This is a genomic window from Marinobacter sp. (assembly GCF_041690615.1).
Taxonomy (GTDB): Bacteria; Pseudomonadota; Gammaproteobacteria; order Pseudomonadales; family Oleiphilaceae; genus Marinobacter.
Window position 1 is genome coordinate 24066 of record NZ_JAWLGY010000024.1, and the last position, 17214, is coordinate 41279.

At 60.2% G+C, this 17214-nt stretch carries 15 protein-coding genes and 1 tRNA gene; 9 read left to right on the forward strand and 7 right to left on the reverse strand.

Features of this window, described 5'->3' with window-relative positions; all coding sequences use genetic code 11:
• Position 1 precedes the first annotated feature (1 nt).
• Positions 2-649, reverse strand: coding sequence for a hypothetical protein (locus ACESMZ_RS14875; protein ID WP_372957811.1), 648 nt, complete (start codon positions 647-649; stop codon positions 2-4).
• Between the two features lie 183 nt (positions 650-832).
• Here ACESMZ_RS14875 and ACESMZ_RS14880 point away from each other — a divergent pair, with 183 nt between their 5' ends.
• Positions 833-1600 (forward strand): SDR family NAD(P)-dependent oxidoreductase, encoded by a 768-nt coding sequence (locus tag ACESMZ_RS14880; protein ID WP_372957810.1) that lies wholly within the window; start codon positions 833-835, stop codon positions 1598-1600.
• Positions 1601-1655: 55 nt separating this feature from the next.
• Positions 1656-3350, forward strand: coding sequence for a long-chain-fatty-acid--CoA ligase (locus tag ACESMZ_RS14885; protein ID WP_372972868.1), 1695 nt, complete (start codon positions 1656-1658; stop codon positions 3348-3350).
• Here the strand turns inward: ACESMZ_RS14885 and ACESMZ_RS14890 are convergent.
• Entirely contained in the window at positions 3347-4168 is an 822-nt protein-coding gene (locus ACESMZ_RS14890) for a zinc-dependent peptidase (RefSeq protein WP_372972869.1), read from the reverse strand. The two genes, ACESMZ_RS14885 and ACESMZ_RS14890, sit on opposite strands and share 4 nt — an antisense overlap.
• 106 nt (positions 4169-4274) lie before the next feature.
• On the opposite strand from ACESMZ_RS14890, the gene ACESMZ_RS14895 reads away from it, so the two are divergent.
• Together ACESMZ_RS14895 and ACESMZ_RS14900 are read left to right on the forward strand one after the other, a co-directional pair.
• Positions 4275-4829, forward strand: a complete 555-nt coding sequence (locus tag ACESMZ_RS14895; protein ID WP_372957807.1) for a DJ-1 family glyoxalase III — start codon at positions 4275-4277, stop codon at positions 4827-4829.
• A 144-nt stretch (positions 4830-4973) separates the two neighbouring features.
• The gene (locus tag ACESMZ_RS14900) at positions 4974-6353 is read left to right on the forward strand and encodes an NAD-dependent succinate-semialdehyde dehydrogenase (RefSeq protein WP_372957806.1); all 1380 of its coding nucleotides are present in this window, start codon (positions 4974-4976) and stop codon (positions 6351-6353) included.
• A 55-nt stretch (positions 6354-6408) separates the two neighbouring features.
• On the opposite strand, the gene ACESMZ_RS14905 is transcribed toward ACESMZ_RS14900, so the two are convergent.
• Positions 6409-7821: an amidase gene (locus ACESMZ_RS14905; protein WP_372957805.1), complete on the reverse strand. Its 1413-nt coding sequence runs from the start codon at positions 7819-7821 to the stop codon at positions 6409-6411.
• A gap of 150 nt (positions 7822-7971) precedes the next feature.
• Here ACESMZ_RS14905 and ACESMZ_RS14910 point away from each other — a divergent pair, with 150 nt between their 5' ends.
• The 3 genes from ACESMZ_RS14910 to ACESMZ_RS14920 all read left to right on the forward strand — a co-directional run bounded on the left by ACESMZ_RS14910 (position 7972) and on the right by ACESMZ_RS14920 (position 11118).
• The gene (locus ACESMZ_RS14910; RefSeq protein ID WP_372957804.1) at positions 7972-8571 is read left to right on the forward strand and encodes an outer membrane beta-barrel protein; all 600 of its coding nucleotides are present in this window, start codon (positions 7972-7974) and stop codon (positions 8569-8571) included.
• A gap of 322 nt (positions 8572-8893) precedes the next feature.
• Positions 8894-9391, forward strand: a complete 498-nt coding sequence (locus tag ACESMZ_RS14915; RefSeq protein ID WP_372957803.1) for a shikimate kinase — start codon at positions 8894-8896, stop codon at positions 9389-9391.
• 110 nt (positions 9392-9501) lie between these two features.
• Positions 9502-11118 (forward strand): methyl-accepting chemotaxis protein, encoded by a 1617-nt coding sequence (locus ACESMZ_RS14920; RefSeq protein ID WP_372957802.1) that lies wholly within the window; start codon positions 9502-9504, stop codon positions 11116-11118.
• Between the two features lie 51 nt (positions 11119-11169).
• Here ACESMZ_RS14920 and ACESMZ_RS14925 read toward each other — a convergent pair whose 3' ends face one another.
• A complete protein-coding gene (locus ACESMZ_RS14925) occupies positions 11170-12135 on the reverse strand; it encodes a calcium/sodium antiporter (RefSeq protein WP_372957801.1) in 966 nt (321 codons plus the stop codon).
• Positions 12136-12358: 223 nt separating this feature from the next.
• Positions 12359-12435: transfer RNA gene (locus ACESMZ_RS14930), tRNA-Arg, on the reverse strand.
• Between the two features lie 104 nt (positions 12436-12539).
• Between ACESMZ_RS14930 and ACESMZ_RS14935 the strand changes: the two genes are divergently transcribed.
• Positions 12540-13271, forward strand: a complete 732-nt coding sequence (locus ACESMZ_RS14935) for a TIGR04283 family arsenosugar biosynthesis glycosyltransferase (RefSeq protein ID WP_372958281.1) — start codon at positions 12540-12542, stop codon at positions 13269-13271.
• On the forward strand, positions 13268-13909 hold the full coding sequence (locus ACESMZ_RS14940; RefSeq protein ID WP_372958280.1) for a TIGR04282 family arsenosugar biosynthesis glycosyltransferase: 642 nt from the start codon (positions 13268-13270) through the stop codon (positions 13907-13909). Before ACESMZ_RS14935 ends, ACESMZ_RS14940 begins: the two co-directional genes overlap by 4 nt.
• On the opposite strand, the gene ACESMZ_RS14945 is transcribed toward ACESMZ_RS14940, so the two are convergent.
• On the reverse strand, positions 13888-16734 hold the full coding sequence (locus tag ACESMZ_RS14945; RefSeq protein ID WP_372972870.1) for an insulinase family protein: 2847 nt from the start codon (positions 16732-16734) through the stop codon (positions 13888-13890). The genes ACESMZ_RS14940 and ACESMZ_RS14945 overlap by 22 nt on opposite strands.
• A gap of 47 nt (positions 16735-16781) precedes the next feature.
• On the reverse strand, positions 16782-17078 hold the full coding sequence (locus ACESMZ_RS14950; protein ID WP_372958278.1) for a hypothetical protein: 297 nt from the start codon (positions 17076-17078) through the stop codon (positions 16782-16784).
• Positions 17079-17214: the final 136 nt, after the last annotated feature.

Genomic DNA, 17214 nt, shown 5'->3' on the forward strand with positions numbered 1-17214 from the left:
CTCAGGCCCGGGCGTTCAGACGGAAAGCATAATCCCGGGCCGCCTCTGGGGTGCCACCGTCATTACTGCTGAAGGTCTTGCGAATACTGTCGTAGCGGTGCACCAGGTCCTGAAGGCCGTTGAACTGCTGGTTGTCGCTGACCAGGGTATCCAGCACGGTGTTGCTGGTGCCATAGGCGTGGTTCAGTTTCAGGGCGGTGTCTACAAACGCCAGGGTCGGTTCGTTGACGCTAAGGCGCTTTAGTGTGTCCCGGAACTCCCGGCTATTGTTGAGATCCTGCTCGATACGCTGGCGGGGTTGCTCTGGCATGCGTCCCTGTATGCTCACTTCGCCCGTTGCTGTGCGCGACGCAGCGATCTGTGTGGTGGGCTGCATGCCGTATTCGGCAAGCTTGTGCCGCAAGGTTTCCCGCACATAGGCAATATCCTGCCCGACCTGCTGCCGGTAATCTGTCACCGACAGCCGCCCCGTCTTGCTGCGGGGCTGTCCCCCGGTGAGGGTAAAACGGTCGTCATTCTTTCCGCTCTGATCAGCCCCCTGGGGCTTCTCCGTCTTGCCAGAGGCGGCGGGCCGGGCGTCCTCGCTGCGACGGGTCGCCGCCTGCTGGAACTGGGTACCTGCCTTGATCAGGGATGTCAGCAAAGACATGGGAACTTACCTCCGGTCTGAACCGGCCAGAAAATGACGCGGTGCTTTCTCTCTCGTGGCATTAAGCAGGAACCGGGCCAACGGAGTTTCAGATGGCGAATTTCAGGGCTGGCTTTTTTGCGTATCCCATGTTTTGCTTTAGGCGATCCCAATAAAAACAACCCCATAAAAGGCAGTAATACCATGTCATTATTCGATTTGAGTGGGAAGGTCAGCCTGGTCACCGGGGCCGGGCGCGGCATTGGTCGCAGCATCGCCCTGGGGCTGGCAGAAGCCGGCAGTCACCTGGTGTTGTGCAGTCGCAGCCGCGATGAACTGGAAGCGGTTGCGAAAGAAGCCGAGGCCCTTGGTGTGCGCACCCTGGTGGCGCCCTGTGACGTCAGCGACCCGGGCCAGATCTCCGCCACAGTAGACGCCGCCATTGATGAGTTCGGCCAGATTGATGTGCTGATCAACAATGCCGGCCTCACCATCAAGAAGCCAGCCGAAGAACTGCCCCTGGAAGACTGGCAGACCATCATCAACATCAACCTGACCGGGGTTTTCCTGATGGCCCAGGCGGTCGGCCGCCATATGCTCAGCCAGCGCAGCGGCAGTATCATCAATATCTCTTCCATTGCCGGCAAGACCGGGCTAACCGGTTCTTCCGCCTATTGCGCCAGCAAGGGTGGTGTGGACATGCTGACCAAGACCCTGGCCGTGGAGTGGGCGGAACGGGGAGTACGGGTGAATGCCCTGGCACCGGCCTACACGGAAACACCGCTGGTAAAGGCCATCACCGATACCCGGGCAGACTTCGCGGAGCGGGTGGCAGCCCGGACCCCCATGAAGCGTATGGCCCGCCCGGAGGAAATGGTGGGTACGGCTATTTTCCTGGCGGCGGAAGCTTCGTCCTATATTACCGGCGAAACCATCATGGTGGACGGTGGCTGGACCGCCTTCGGCGCCTGACCCGTCTGCCACCAATAACACCGCCTTACAATTACAATCGATTTCAGGAGTCCCCATGAACAACAACCCTGTCGCCCCCGACGCTCCCTGGTTTGCCAGCTATCCCCCCGAGATCCCCCATCAGCCTGAGTTATCCGGCCGTGCTGTCCATCAGATGCTGGCCGATGCCACGAAACAATGGCCCGAGCGGGTCGCGGTCAATTTTATGGGACGGGATCTGTCCTATACCGAGCTGGACAAGCTGGTTTCCCGCATGGCCGCTGGCCTGCAAAAGCTGGGCGTGGGCCCGGGGGTCCATGTTGGTCTGTACCTGCCCAATACTCCCCACGGCATTATCGGTTTTCTGGGTGTGTTGCGGGCGGGCGGCGTGGTGGTGAACTATTCGCCGCTGGATGCCGACCGCATCCTCGAGCACAAGATCGCCGACAGTGAAACTGACATCATGGTGACCCTGGACCTGCAGGCCCTACTGCCCAGAATGACCGGGTTCCTCGGCAATTCCCGGTTGCAGAAACTGGTGGTGGGCTCAGTTGAGGACTTTGCACTGCAGCCGGAGGCACTTCGTGACCATCTGCGCCAGGCCGGTGAACTGGCCGAGCGGCCTGCGGATGAGCGGGTGATGGGCTTTGGTGAACTGCTGGAAAATGACGGTACCTGGCAACGCCACCCGGAGTCGGAGGACCTGGAAGCTCTGGCTGTGCTGCAATATACCGGCGGCACCACCGGTGCACCGAAAGGGGCCATGCTGACCCACGGCAACATTGCCGCTGCGGCGGACCAGCTGGGCACGGCATTGAAAACCACCGTCGCCTCCGGCGAAGAGCGGGTGCTGGCGGTCTTGCCGCCATTCCATATCTATTCCATCGTGGTGAACATGCTGTTCGGCCTGCGCAACGGCGCCACGCTGTATCAGCACCTCAAGTTTGACCCCCATGCCGCACTGGAAACCATCCAGAAAGAGAAAATCACTGTGTTCCCGGCGGTGCCCACCATGCTCTCCGCACTGCTGGCCAGTCCGGAACTGGGCAATTACCGGCTGGATTCCCTCAAGCTGTGTAACTCCGGTGGCGCGCCGCTACCCGTCGAGCTGCAGCAGCGTTTCCAGAAGGCCGCAAGCTGCTCCGTCAAGGAGGGCTGGGGCATGACGGAAACTGCCGCCCTGGGCACGTTCACGCCGGAGGGTATGGTTCCGCCGGCGGGCGCCTGTGGCGTGCCGGTTCCCGGTATTGACCTGAAAATCATTGCCATGGACGGCAGCGACCAGGAAATGCCCCAGGGGGAACGGGGTGAGCTCTGTATAGCAGGCCCCAACGTGATGAAAGGCTACTGGAAGCGGGACGATGCCACAGCCGAATCCATGACCGGCCAGGGTTACTTCCGCACCGGTGATGTGGCCTGGATGGACGAAAAGGGTTTTGTCTACATTGTTGACCGCACCAAGGACATGATCATCTGCAGCGGGTATAACGTGTACCCGCGCAATATTGAAGAAGCCATCTACGAACACCCGGCGGTAGCCGAGGTATCGGTGATCGGGGTACCCGATGAGTACCGGGGCCAGAGCCCCCGGGCCTATATCACGGTGCGGGACGGCGAACCGGAACCCACCCTGGATGAGATGAAGGCATTCCTGAAGCCCCGCCTGGGCAAGCACGAGATGATCCACAGTATGGAAATCCGTGACGAACTGCCGAAAACCCCGGTTGGCAAGCTTTCCAAGAAAGAGCTCTATGCCGAGGTAGGGCGCTAGCGGTATTCGAGGGGGTCCAGGCGGTAGAAATCACAGAGTGCCCGGTATACGCCGGGCTGCTGTTCCTTCAGGTACCCCGGCTGCTGGTAGAACGTCTCCGTGAGGACGGCAAAAAACTCAGCGGGTTCGGTGGCCCCGTATGGGTCCAGCCAGCTTTCCTGATGCTGTTCAATGGATTGTTGCAGTTGCCCGTAGGCCTCGCTCATGGTTTTCTGCCAGCGACGGGCCTGCTCTCCGGATAGTGGCGGAGCACCATCGGCGCTGCCGTCCAGGTAGTCCAGCTGGTGGGCGAATTCATGCAATATCACGTTGTGGTCACTGTTCGGTGCCCGAACAGCATGCTCACAATCGTCCCAGGACAGAACAACCTGGCCGAATGACGAGGCCTCGCCAGCCCGCACCTGTTGTTCCATATCCACCACCATGCCGTTCTGTCGGGGTTCGCTTACATAATAGGCCCCGGGGTAGACCAGGATACTGCGGACCTCGTCGTAGTCGCTGTAGGAACGGGCGAGCACAAGCAGGCAGGCGTGTCCGGCGATGGTGAGCCGCACCCGGTCGTCCACCTCGAACCCGTCGCAGCCGTAGAAGTTCTTCTCGGACAGGAACAATTGCACCCGCTGTTCCAACTCTCGTTTAAGCGGTGCAGGCAAGCGTCGATAGAGGGGCACCTGTGATTTGAGCAGCTTGCGCCAGGCCCGGGGAAACGGCCGTTTCAGTTCCCGCTGCCGCCGCCAGTTCCGGTAGAAAAACAGGTAGAACACCGCCAGTGCAACGGCTGCGACTGAAAACAGGGCAAAGGCGAGGGCAGGGGTCATGGATTCTGGCGGTTCCTTGCATGGCGTCGGTCAGGCTGTTGCTATAGTACAGTAATGTTACCCGGGCGGCCGATACCGGCCGCCAACACTGTAACCCGGAGGTTCCATGAACAAGACCGCACTGGTACCCATTGCAGATGGCAGTGAAGAGATCGAGTCCGTCACTATCATTGATGTGCTCCGGCGCGCGAATGTGGAGGTCACCGTGGCCAGCGTCCATGAGCACAAGACCATCACAGCGTCCCGCCGTACGCGCATTACGGCTGATGCCCTGCTACAGGATTGCGTCGATCACGACTACGACCTGATCGCCTTGCCCGGCGGCATGCCCGGCGCCCAGAATCTGTCGGACTGTGCCTTGCTGATTGACCGCCTGCGCAAGCAGCGGGACGCAGGGTTCTGGTACGCCGCCATCTGTGCAGCCCCGGCGGTGGCACTGGCGCCCCACGGCCTGCTGGACGGGATTGCCGCTACTGGACATGCACGCTTCCGCGAGGCCTTGCCAGACCAGTCACGGGTTGAGGACCGGGTGGTGGTGGATCGCAACTGCATCACCAGTCAGGGCCCGGGCTCTGCCCTGGAGTTTGCCCTGGAACTGGTGGCCCGTGTATGTGGCGAGGATGTCCGTGACCAGGTCGCGGCACCCATGATGCTGCCCTGAGGGGAAGCGCCGCTGCCACAATAAGATTCGGTAATCTTTGCCTCGATTTGCGGCTGTGAATGCTACATTTCCGGGATGACTTCGTAGCACTGATGGCGACGTCAAACGGACGCAACTTCACTTCTCCAAAACGGAGGCAAAGCGATGTCTGACACCTATCAAACCGTCAACCCGGCAACTGAAGAGGTACTGGAAACCTACCAGCTGATGTCCCAGGACGAGGCTGCAAGGGTCATCCAGCAATGTCACGAAGCCTTCGGAACCTGGCGCAAGACCAGTTTCGACCAGCGGGCTGAAGCCTTCCAAAAGGCCGCGAAGCTTATCCGCGAACGCAAGAACGACTACGCCGAACTGATGACCCGGGAAATGGGCAAGACCCTGGCCCAGGGTAAACAGGAGTGCGAGCTGTGTGCCGCCATCTGTGAGTACACCGCCGAGCAGGGCCCCAGGGAACTGGCAGACCAGGAACGGGAACTGAACGGAGGCCGTGCACTGGTGACCTTCCGGCCGGAAGGGGTGATCTATGGCATCCAGCCCTGGAACTTCCCGTTGTATCAGGTAATCCGTTACAGCGCCGCCAACCTGATGGCCGGTAATACCGTGCTCCTCAAACACGCCCCCAACGTCTGGGGCATGGCCCTGGAGGTAGAAAAGCTCTACCGTGACGCCGGCTTCCCCGAGCACGCCTTCCGCACGCTGCTGATTGATCACGACGTGTCCAACCATGTAATCGAGAATCCGCTGGTGCGCGGTGTAACGCTCACCGGCAGCCCCAACGCAGGCCGTGCCGTGGCCCAGCGGGCAGCCAAGGTGCTCAAGAAAACCGTGCTGGAGCTGGGCAGTAATGACGCCTACCTGATCCTTGCGGATGCGGACCTGAAAAAGGCCGTGCAGTACTGCGTGCAGGGCCGGGTCTACAACACCGGCCAGACCTGCGTTGCGGCCAAGCGGTTTATTGTGGAGGACGCCATCTACGATCAGTTCCGGGATGCTTACCTGGAGCAGATGAAGCAGATTACTTTTGGTGACCCCACCCAGAAAGAAACTGTCATGGGACCAATGGCGAGGAAAGATCTGCGTGATGGCCTGCATGAGCAGGTCCGCAAGTCCATTGATAACGGAGCTACCTGCCTGCTTGGTGGTGAGATTCCGGAGGGCAAGGGCTGCTTCTACCCGGCCACGGTGCTGGAAAATGTCGCCCCCGGCCAGCCCGCCTACGACGAGGAATTGTTCGGCCCGGTGGCGTCACTCATTCGCGTGAAAGACGCCGAGGAAGCCATGAAAGTGGCCAACGATTCGCCCTACGGCCTCGGTGGCGGCATCTTCAGCCAGAACGAAGCACGTGCCATTGAAATGGCCCGGGAAGAGTTCGACACCGGCATGGTCAATATCAATGGCTACAACCTGGCCCAGCCAAACCTGCCGTTTGGTGGCGTGAAGGAAAGCGGCTATGGCCGGGAGCATGGCGGCTTCGGCATGCATGAGTTTGTGAATGTGAAGTCGGTGATGATTACCGGGTCCTGATACGGAGCACCGGCCGACACGGTGGGTTTCGCCAGGCGTCGGCCGGTTTCCCGGTTCAGTACTGTGTCATTTGCGGGTGGCGCTTGTGCCACTCGGTAACCTGCTGGAAGGCATGGCCGGCACGCACCAGCATTGCTTCATCCAGGTGTCGGCCAACCAGTTGAAAGCCCACCGGCAGACCTGCATCGGTAAAGCCTCCCGGCAGGGTGATGGAGGGGCTGCCCGACATATTGTAGGGCGCGGTATAGCGCAATGATTCGTTCATGGTCTGAGGGTTACGCAGCAGGCTGTTGTAGCGTTCAATCGTGGGATTGCTGAACGGGTGGACCGGAACCAACAGTAAATCGAATCTCCCGAAGAGTTTGCGAAGATCCCCGGCGAACATGAGCCGGGTGTGATGCATTTTCATCAGGTCGGTGGCGCCCAGGTGCCGGCCAGCCTCGATCAGTCCCGCAAGCACGGGTCCGTATTCGTCCTTGCGTGACGGGTAAGTGGCCTCATGGGCGACAGCCGTCTCCACCGCACAATACCGACCCCAGATGTGCCGCATGGCCGACGTTGTGGCCGGTACCTCGTATTCAGTGAGCTCCGCACCAAGATCGGTCAGAACCTGCCGTGCCTCGCGGATCACCCTGAGTGTTGCGGGGTCACATATTTCATCCATATCCGCAGGGGCTATGCCAATCTTCAGTCCCCGGATACCCTTGTCGATATCCGCCAGGTAATCCGGCACCGGAGCGGGAAGGCTTGTGGGATCCTGGGGATCTTCCCCGGCCATGGCGCCCAGCATGGCGCCGGCATCGGCGGCTGAGCGGGTCATGGGGCCGATATGGTCCAGAGAGTCTGCCAGCGCCAGCACTCCATGGCGGCTGACCCGCCCCCAGGTGGGTTTCAGGCCCGTCAATCCGTTGGCACCGGAAGGGTAGCGGATGGAGCCGCCGGTATCCGTGCCAATGGCCCCGTAGCAAAGCCCTGCTGCCGTAGCGACTCCTGAACCACTGGACGACACGCCGGACCAATACTGCTCGCCCCAGGGATTGAGGGGGGCGGGTATGTCCGGGTGGTGGGCCCCGAAGGCCCCCTCGGTCATCTGCAGTTTGCCAAGCATTACCGCGCCGGCGTCCGCCAGTCGGCGCACGACCGTTGCGTCTTCATCAGGTACATAATCGGAGAGCACCTTTGTGCCCCAGGTGGTACGGATACCTGCCGTCCTGCACAGGTCCTTCAGGCCTACCGGAACGCCGTGCATCGGCCCCCGGAATTCACCTCTGGCCATCTCCTGCTCCGCCTGCCGGGCCTGCGCCAGCGCGTTGTCGGCTGTCACAGTGACAAAGCTGCGCAGCTGAGGGTCCAGCGTCTCGATCCGTTTCAGCATCAGCTCGGTGACCTCAACAGGTGTAATCTCGCGTAACCGGTAAGCTCGTGCCAGCTCGGTAATGGTGGCGAACTCGGGACTGTTCAGGGGCATTGTCTGACCTTCTGCTTGTTGGATTAATGCCGGTCCGGACGGGTCCGGGAGGCGCAAATGTAAATCTTCGTCAAACCGGCTTGAAGGTTACTAACTATCTGCTGATACTCGCGCCCTTTCGAATATCCACAACCTTAAAGGGATGTACACGTGAAAACCAGAAAGCTGTTGATTACTGCCACAACACTGCTGGCCTTTGCCGGGCAGGCGCACGCCGCTGGGGCCGGCAACGGGTATTTTGGACTCTCGTTCGGTCAGGCAAAGGTGAAGGACTTCTGCGACAGTGCGCTCGATTCCTGCGACGATACCGCTTTTACTGGTCGTATCCATGGGGGTATCCAGCTGAACGGTTACACGGATTTTGAGCTTGGTTATCGTTATATGGATGATGTGGATGCCTCTGTCAGCGCTGCCGGAATTACCGTAGCCGCCGAGGCAAAGGGGCATTTTGTGGACGCTACCATGCAGTTGGGCGTTCCCGGTTCAGGCCCGTTCCAGGTTTTCGCCAAGGCTGGCGCCATGTATTGGTTGATTGATTACAGGGTCAGCGCTACCGATGGCTTTTCCCGGATCTCGGATTCCGACAAAGAGGATGGTGTAGCTCTGCGCACGGGTATCGGTGCCCGTTACCACCTCAATGAAGACATCAGCCTCCGGGCAGACTGGGATTATCTCGTTGATGTAGGTAACGATGACATCGGCGAGACCGATATTCAGGTATTCAGTTTTGGGCCTGAAGTCCGCTTCTGATTTGTCCGGTATATCGGCATCGAAAGCAGCGCGGAGGAACCCGTCCGGGAGTTTGCCGGACGGTTAAGGCGCACCGGGCTCGCCCACTGGCAATTTGCGGCGACCCGGCGCGAGGCGGTATCATTAACTCCACAAACTGCTCCCGGCATTTTAAAAAGAAAAGCAGATCAGTAACCGCTGATCTGCTTTTCTTTTTTTGTTTCAGGGGCAGGCTATCCTGATGGTGGGCAAGCGGCCGATGCGTTTCCCTGAATTCCTCCACCGACGTGCTGTTCACAGCCGCCGCCTGCCGCGCGACCGAGCGCAAAGAGGGGAAAGGTTAATGGCACGCAACTTGGTCTTTATCGGCATGCCCGGCAGCGGCAAGAGTACCGTCGGCGTACTTGTCGCCAAGCGACTGGGGATGGGCTTCGTGGATACCGATCTGCTGATACAGCAGGAGGCGGGACGCACCCTGCAGGAAATCGTCGACCAGGACGGCTACCAGGCTTTGCGGAAGATTGAAGAGCAGGTGTTGCTGAACCTCACAGTCGAGAACCACGTCATCAGCACCGGCGGCAGTGCCGTATACAGTGACGCCGCCATGAAACACCTCAAAGCAAGTGGGACGGTGGTCTTCCTGGACATTCCCCTGGATGTTGTCATCGAGCGTATCGGCGACTACAGCCTGCGAGGCATTTCCCGTAGGCCTGATCAATCCCTGTCCGGGCTGTTCGAGGAGCGCTTTGCGCTGTACACCCGCTACGCGGATGTAACCGTCAATGGGGCGGGCCTCACTCACGATGAGGTGTGTGAGACGGTGCTTTCAGCAATAAGCTGAGAGAGTCTTTTCGGAACTGACCCAGATCAGTAAAAAGTTGACGCAAATCTATAAAGTTATCCGCCAAACGGCCGTCAATCTTTACAGTTGCTCACTGATCCCGGGACCCCATGAAAAAACACTATTCCATCCGCTTCCTGTTGCTTGCCGCCCTGGCCCTGGCTTTTACCATCATCCTGGTATTTACCCTGGCTTACAGCTCCTGGTCCCAGCAGGCGCATCTGGAGGAGTTCAGCCACAAGTATGTGGACAACCTGGCGAAGTCCTATTTTGATGGGCTGAACACCATGATGGTGACCGGCACAATCGGCAACAGGGAGGTGCTCCGTAACAAGGTGACGGCTCCCGACGATGTGCTGGATGTTCGGGTGATCCGCAGTGACCAGCTGAACGCCATGTACGGTGCCGGCAACTCCGACGAGCAACGGCGGGAGCCGGAGGATCTGCGGGCGCTGGACGGTGAAAAGGTCGAATTGTACAGCGAGAACGAGCAGGGCCGTGTTTACACCATGATCGAGCCTGTGGTCGCCAGCGAGAACTATCAGGGCGTCAATTGCCTCGGTTGCCACCAGGCGCAGGAAGGGGATGTGCTGGGCGCTATTCGTGTGGACTATTCCCTGGCGGCCAGTGACGCACGCCTGCAGCAGCAGTTGATGGTTAACGGTGGCATCCAGATACTGATCTTTGTAGCGATCTTCCTGCTGACGACGGTTTTTCTCGGGCGGCTGGTGTTTTCCAGGCTTCGAAACCTGCATGACCGCATGGAAGAGATCTCCCGTAACGCCGATCTATCGCTGGAACTGGACGTCACCCGCAACGACGAAATCGGCTCCGTGTCCCGCGCCTTCAACCGCATGGTGAGCAGGATTCGCGAGAGCATGAATACGGTCATGGACAACGCCGCCCGGGTGGAAACCGCTGCCCGCACCATTGCGGCCAAGGCAGAAACCACGGAGCGCGAGGTGCTGGCCCAGAAGGACAACACCGACCAGGTGGCCAGTGCCACCACCGAGATGGCGGCTTCGGCAGTTCAGGTCCGGGAGAATGCGGTTTCGACTGCACGCAAGTCCGCTGATACCACTCGTTCTGCGGAGAATGGCGAGGGCCTGGCGCGCAAGGCCGTGGAAGGTATCGAGTTGCTCAACACAGAAGTCCAGGAAGGCGCCCATCGTATCGGGCAACTGGACCAGCGGACCACGGAAATGGCATCCCGCCTGGAACTGATCTCCGAGATTGCTGATCAGACCAACCTGCTGGCCCTGAACGCGGCCATTGAAGCAGCCAGAGCAGGAGAGCAGGGACGTGGCTTCTCGGTCGTGGCCGATGAAGTGCGAGCGCTGGCCTCGCGTACCCAGGATTCCACCGAGGAAATCCGTCACACCATTGATGGCCTGAAAAAAGAAGTCGTGGAGTGTGTGGGCACCATGCGCCACGCCTCGGAAATGGCTCAGCACCAGGTGGATGCCATTCTGAAGGTGGAAAAGGAACTTCAGACCATCGCCAGTGAGGTGCGGGAGATTACCGGCCTGAATGAACAGATGGAAAATGCCGCCAACGAGCAGAGCGAGGTCTCGGACTCCATCAACCAGAACGTCATCGAGATCAGCCGCTCGGCCGAGCTGACCTCCAGCGATGCCCAGGAAACCGCCCGTATCGCTGGGGACCTGCTGGCCATGGCGGAAACCCTGCGCAAGACCATAGAGCAGTTCCGGTTGTCGCAGTCCTGACGTCTGGCCCGGTCATGCCTCCTGCGTGGCCGGGGCCCCCGGAATCTCTGATCAGAAAGCTGTAGTGGCCAGGTAACCGGTATAACCGATAAAGACGGCCAGGAGCACGGCCCCCTCAAACCGGTTAATCCGGCCAGGTCCACGAAAGCCATACCCCAGCACGAACAACCCGATGGTCAGCAGCGCCATGACCGGCAGATCCCGGGTCAATACTTCGTCGGCGACGGCCATGGGTGAAATCAATCCGGCGATACCCACCACCGCCAGCGTATTGAACAGGTTGGAACCCAGGATATTGCCCAGAGCCAGGTCGTGCTCACCCTTGCGGGCCGCGATGATCGACGACGCCAACTCCGGCAGGGACGTGCCCACGGCCACAATGGTCAGGCCAATGATCAGGTCGCTCACGTCAAAGGCGGTGGCCAGGTCAACCGCCCCCCACACCAGGATCCGGGAGCTGATGATCAGCAACACCAGCCCGGCCACCAGCCAGAACAGCGCCTTGCGGATGGACATGGTATGGGTTTCCAGTTCGGCTGAGACGTCCGTTGCCATGGCATCGGAAGGGGTCCGAAGGCCAGCCCAGATACTCCAGCCCATAAGCACAAAAAATACCCCGATCAAGGCAGCGGCATCCATGCGGCTGAGCTCGCCATCAAGCAATTGCCAGGCAGCAAACAGCGTCACCACCGAAAGGATGGGCAGTTCCTTCCGCATCACCTGGGAGTGCACGGCAATAGGCGCCATCAGCGCAGTGATACCCAGGATCAGCGCAATGTTGGTGATGTTTGAGCCATAGGCGTTACCAAGGGCCAGCCCCGGATTACCCTGCGATGCAGCAAGGGCAGACACCACCATCTCCGGCGCGGATGTGCCAAAGCCCACAACCACCATACCAATCAACAACGGCGGCATGCCGAAATGAGAGGCCGTGGCAGAAGCGCCGCCGACGAAACGGCCGGCACTCCACACCAGCAATGCCAGTCCGGCAATAATAGCAATTAGCGCAATCAGCATGGCTCGGAACTCCTGTGTCCAGTGATGTGGATTGCACGGCATTGCCCGGGTAGATGCAATTACAAAGTTTTACCTATGCCGTACGAGGGCAAGGTTGCAGCCGCCAACCGAGCAGAGGTGATTTCGAGTTGAAGCCCCTGGATAAGGTAGTTCGACAACAATCCGGGCGATATGCAGGAAGCATAGTCAACAGTTGTTGTGATGAGGGACTTGATAGGAGGGATGGTACCCCCGGCAGGACTCGAACCTGCTACCTTCCCCTTAGGAGGGGGACGCTCTATCCAGATGAGCTACGGGGGCGTTTCGCCGGAAAGGCCGGTATAATAACGGGCTGATGCCCATGTCTCAAGGCGGGTACGTTGATCCGCCCGTTCCATTCACGTTTTTTTGCGTCGGAGCACGCAGTGCCACGGTCGCCCACTGTCAGCATTATTATTCCCGTTCTGAACGAGTCTGTCGCCATTGTGCCAACGCTTCAGCGCCTTGCTGCCTTGCGTGAGCAGGGTGCAGAGGTCATTGTGGTGGATGGTGAAAGCACCGACGATACTCGCACTCTGGCGGAGCCTCTTTGCGATCGGCTCATGGTGTCAGAGCGGGGGCGTGGGGCGCAGATGAACCGTGGGGCCGCCGAGGCAACGGGTGAAGTGCTGTTGTTCCTGCATGGCGACACGGTGTTGCCCCCGGAGGCTGGCCGGGCCTTGCAGGCCTTCCTGGCCAGTGACCGGGCCTGGGGGCGCTTTGATGTGCGTCTCAGCGGCAAGCGTCCCGTGTTCCGGGTCGTGGCTTTCATGATGAACCTGCGCTCCCGGCTCACGGGTATTGCGACGGGGGATCAGGGCATCTTCGTGCGCCGTAGGGTATTTGAAGCCCAAGGTGGTTATCGTCTGATACCGCTGATGGAAGATATCGAGCTGTGCGGCCGCCTCAGAGAGGTCTCTCGCCCTTTCTGTATATCGAAGCCCGTAATGACTGACAGCCGCCGCTGGGAGCAACATGGTGCCTGGCGGACCATATGGTTGATGTGGCGGTTGCGGTGGCGGTACTGGCGCGGCGCTGACCCTGCCGAGCTGGCGCTGGCCTATCGCGCCGATGTAAGGCGTAACACACCATCATCCTCGGAGGTCGGGCAGCCATGAAAGCTTCTGTACAGCTGGTTCAGTTCGCCAAGTGGCCGCGGGAAGGGTGGGTGAAGACCCGTCTTGAACCTGCACTGGGTCGCCAGGGTGCCCTGAAAGCCCATATCCAGCTGACGACCACGGTTCTTGAGCAGCTCCAGGCCAGCGGTCATCCGCTGGTGCTGGCGTGGGATGAGGATCTGGAAGCGGCCCCGCCAGAGGCTGGCCCTGTGCAGGCTGTGATGGAAAAGTACCGGGTGCCTTCGACCATTCAGCAGGGGGGCGACCTTGGTGAACGGATGACCCACGCTTTGAGTGAGGGGCTCAGAAGCGCCGGTTCGGCCATGGTGATCGGCAGCGATTGCCCGTCCGTGGATGCGGGGTACATTGAGCAGGCCAGGCAGGCGCTCGACCGTGCCGATGTGGTATTCGGGCCATCGGATGACGGCGGCTATGTGCTTGTGGGCGCCCGTCGCATTCGGTTGGGCATGCTGGCCGGGGTGGCCTGGGGAACAGACCAGGCCCTGGAGCAGAGCATGGCGGCGGTGCAACGGGCCGGCCTGTCGGTGGCGACTCTGGAACCTCGCTGGGACGTGGATGAACCGGCCGACTGGGACCGGTTCATCGCGATGACCGGTCAGTCTTCCACCGGAGCCTGATTGCGCAGCTTTTCGAGGGTCCCTTCCGAGGTTTCCAGTTCTGCACCGGTCGTCACAAGCAAGCTGGCATCACCATCGGCCAGGGCACGGTCGAAGGTCGCCAGCAATTCTTCCTTGCTGACCTCGGCTACAGCGGCAGCAAGCTGGTCCCGGCTGTCAAAGTCCGTGGCCTGACGGTCGATTTCCCGCCAGTAGCGCTCTGATACCGATGACAGGGTGCGCTCCTGTTCCTTCAGCTTGCTGACGACCGCCTGCCGCTCCCGCTCAAGCGCGTCTTCATCCATATCGGCCAGGCGCTCACGGAAGCCGCTGGCGAACTCGGATACAGCCTGGTCGATCTCTTCGGCGCTGGCCTCGGGGGATTGCACCACAAGACCGATGGCCGGGGTTTCCAGCATCTCAAACGGGGTTGCGTAAACCACATAACCAAGCTGCCGGGTGGTCCGCAACTCTTCGTAGAAGGCACCACTGATCACCTGACCCAGAAGCCGGTAACGGGCGCGCTCGGCAAAACTGGTGTCGCTACCCTGGCTGTAACGCAGGTAGCCCGTGTCCGGGTGCGGTACCTGTAACCGTATTTCGGTCTGGCCGTCGGGGAGGTCCCGCACCTGGCTGCGGCTGACCGTCACCGCCTGTGACTCCTGCAGCAGTGTGGTCTTCGCCTGTTGGGCAGTGTTTAAGGCAAAGGCCCGGGTGGCATTACCATGAACCAGCATGACCGCATCGACCTCTCTGGTGAACGCTTCGGCAAACGTCCGGAGATCATCCACGGACATGGCCTCGGCCGCTGCAAGCTTCTCTTCGGTGGTCCAGGCCCCCTGAATCAGCGCATCCTGCACCAGTGAGGCGGCCTGGGACACGGGCTTGTCCTGCAGTCGGTTGCGCAGGCTATCGATCAGTTGCTGACGGGCAATGCGGAAGCGTTGCTCGCTGATGTTCGGGGCGGCCAGGGTCGACATCACCCGGTTCATCAGTACGGGCAGGCGGTCGTGATACCCCCCGGTGCGGATTGTCAGGCCGCGAAGGTGGGGGTAGATGCGGTAGTCCAGGCCGGCCATCTGCGCCGGATAGGCCCAGGGGTTGAGGTCGACTGACACCGCATCCGCCAGCAGGTGGGTCAGCACCTGGCCCCGGGCTGACTCGGTGGTCAGCGGGGAGCGCAGGCTCAGGTATATGTTCGCTTCCGGCCGGCCGAAGCGGGTGTCTTTTGCGTGCCAGAGCTCAAGGTTGTCCAGGGTGGCCAGCTTCTCAGGGTGCTCCATGGACGGCCCTTCCAGCATGCTGAGGTCTTCCGGTATAAACGGATTCTCCTCGGGGAGACCCAGCTGCTGTGCGAGGGCTGCCACCGGTTGACGACCGGAGGGCACCTTGATGTTCTTTTCCAGTCGATAAGGCGTATCGTACCAGGGCGTCCTGGTGGCCTCTTCCGGCAGGGCTTCGCTGCTGCGCAGGGTGATGAGTACGTTATCCGGTGTCAACTCGCTGAGCAGTTCTCGATACTGATCCGGCGTGTATTCTGTCATCATCCAGCGGGCCCTGAGCACGTCTTCTGGTGCCACTTTTTGCATTTCCATGGACAGGCGCATGACCAGGTGAAGCGGTTCGGGACGCTCCTGGTAACGGAAGTCCATCTCCGAAAGCTGCTGGTCTTCCTCAAAGCGGAACCGGTCAATGCCCTGTTGCCGGACCAGTTCGATGTACTCGAAGGTCAGGGCAATGATTTCGTCCTGATGCTTGAGACCATCATCGGTCAGGGTCATGCTGAGTTCCAGGCTGGAATGGTGGCCGGTATCAGTGCCGCTCCCCGCAGACAGGCTTTCCACCCAGCCTTCCCGTTTGAGCACTTCAAACAGGCTGCCCGGGCCCTCGTGACCCAGCAAGCTGGCCACGTAGTGGAGCGGTTTGGTGCGGTAGTGTTCCTGCTGGGACGCAATGGGAAAGATCAGCTGCAGTTTCTTGATATCCTTGATTGTCTGAACCTGAAGATGGGCCGGCATGGCGTCTTTGTCGAACAACGGCTCCGGGTGTGCTTTCACCTCCAGGTTGCGGTTTTCCACCTCGCTGAAGCGGGGGCGGACCATGGCCTCCAGCTTGTCCAGGCTCTGGGGGCCATAAACCACCAGGGTCATCAGGTTGGCGGAGTATTCGTTTTTCCAGAACTCGACCAGGTCTTCCCGCAAAGGGCGCGCTTCGGTGTTGTCGAGGGTGATCAGGTTACCCACGGAGAACTGACTGAAGGCATGGTCGGGGTTGCTGATGGCCTTGCGGACTGAAAAGTAGCGACGCCCATCTTCTTTCAGGGAGGCGCTGTATTCCGAGTGCACCGCGTTGCGCTCCCGGTCCACCAGTTCGGCGGTGAACAGGGGAGCCGCGAACTGCTGGGCGAACCGGTCCAGGGCGGGCTCCAGGTGTGGGGCCTGGATATCGAAGAAATAGTTGGTGTCCTGGAAGGCTGTGAAGGCGTTGTGCGTGCCCCCATGGCTGCGAATGAACTGCTGGTATTCACCCGGGTCCGGATATTTCTCGGTGCCCAGGAACAGCATGTGCTCAAGAAAGTGCGCCAGCCCTTCGCGACCCGCCGGGTCATTACCGCTGCCCACTGCCACGTTGAGCGAAGCTGCGGCCTTGTCCGCATCCGGATCCGAAATCAGCAAAACCTCCAGACCGTTTTCCAGGCTCAGGTATCGGTATTCATTGCTGTCCGCCGGGCTTTTGATCGGCTCCACCCGGTCCGGGGTGGCGGCCTGGGCCGTTGAAATCGCCAGCAGGGCCAGCAGTGCGGCCATCCAGGTGAACATCAGGCGTGCAACAGAATGATTACCCATGCATTGGTTCCTTTACCGGTTTAAACGGGAGTGGCGATGGTACCTGATCAGTGCATCTGACCCTGGTCGCTTGTATTAGGATGCTGGTCCAGGGTGATTCTGGAGAGGGTGGCGGCTTCATCAGCACTGAGTTTGCCTGAGGCAATACGCTCCAGTACCGAGGCCATTACCGCAACGGCCTGGCGCTGCTCGGCGAACTCGGCCTGGAAAGCATCATCGATGGCCTGGTAGACGGCCTGGATCTTGTCTTCCCGGCTGCCGCTCTCAGTGGCGGTGTCGTTGATTGCCCTGAGGCAGGCGCGCGCAATGGAAATGTAGCGATCAGCGTTGTCCTGGCTGGACATTCGTGGTTCTCCTGGCTGAATGACTTTCCGGAGGGATCCGGCGTTTATGGGACCGGGATTATCGCACCTGGTTCCCCCGGTTGCATTGTGCGGGAGTACTGAGACAGGTCAAATCTTTGGTGTGTTCGCGTTTCGC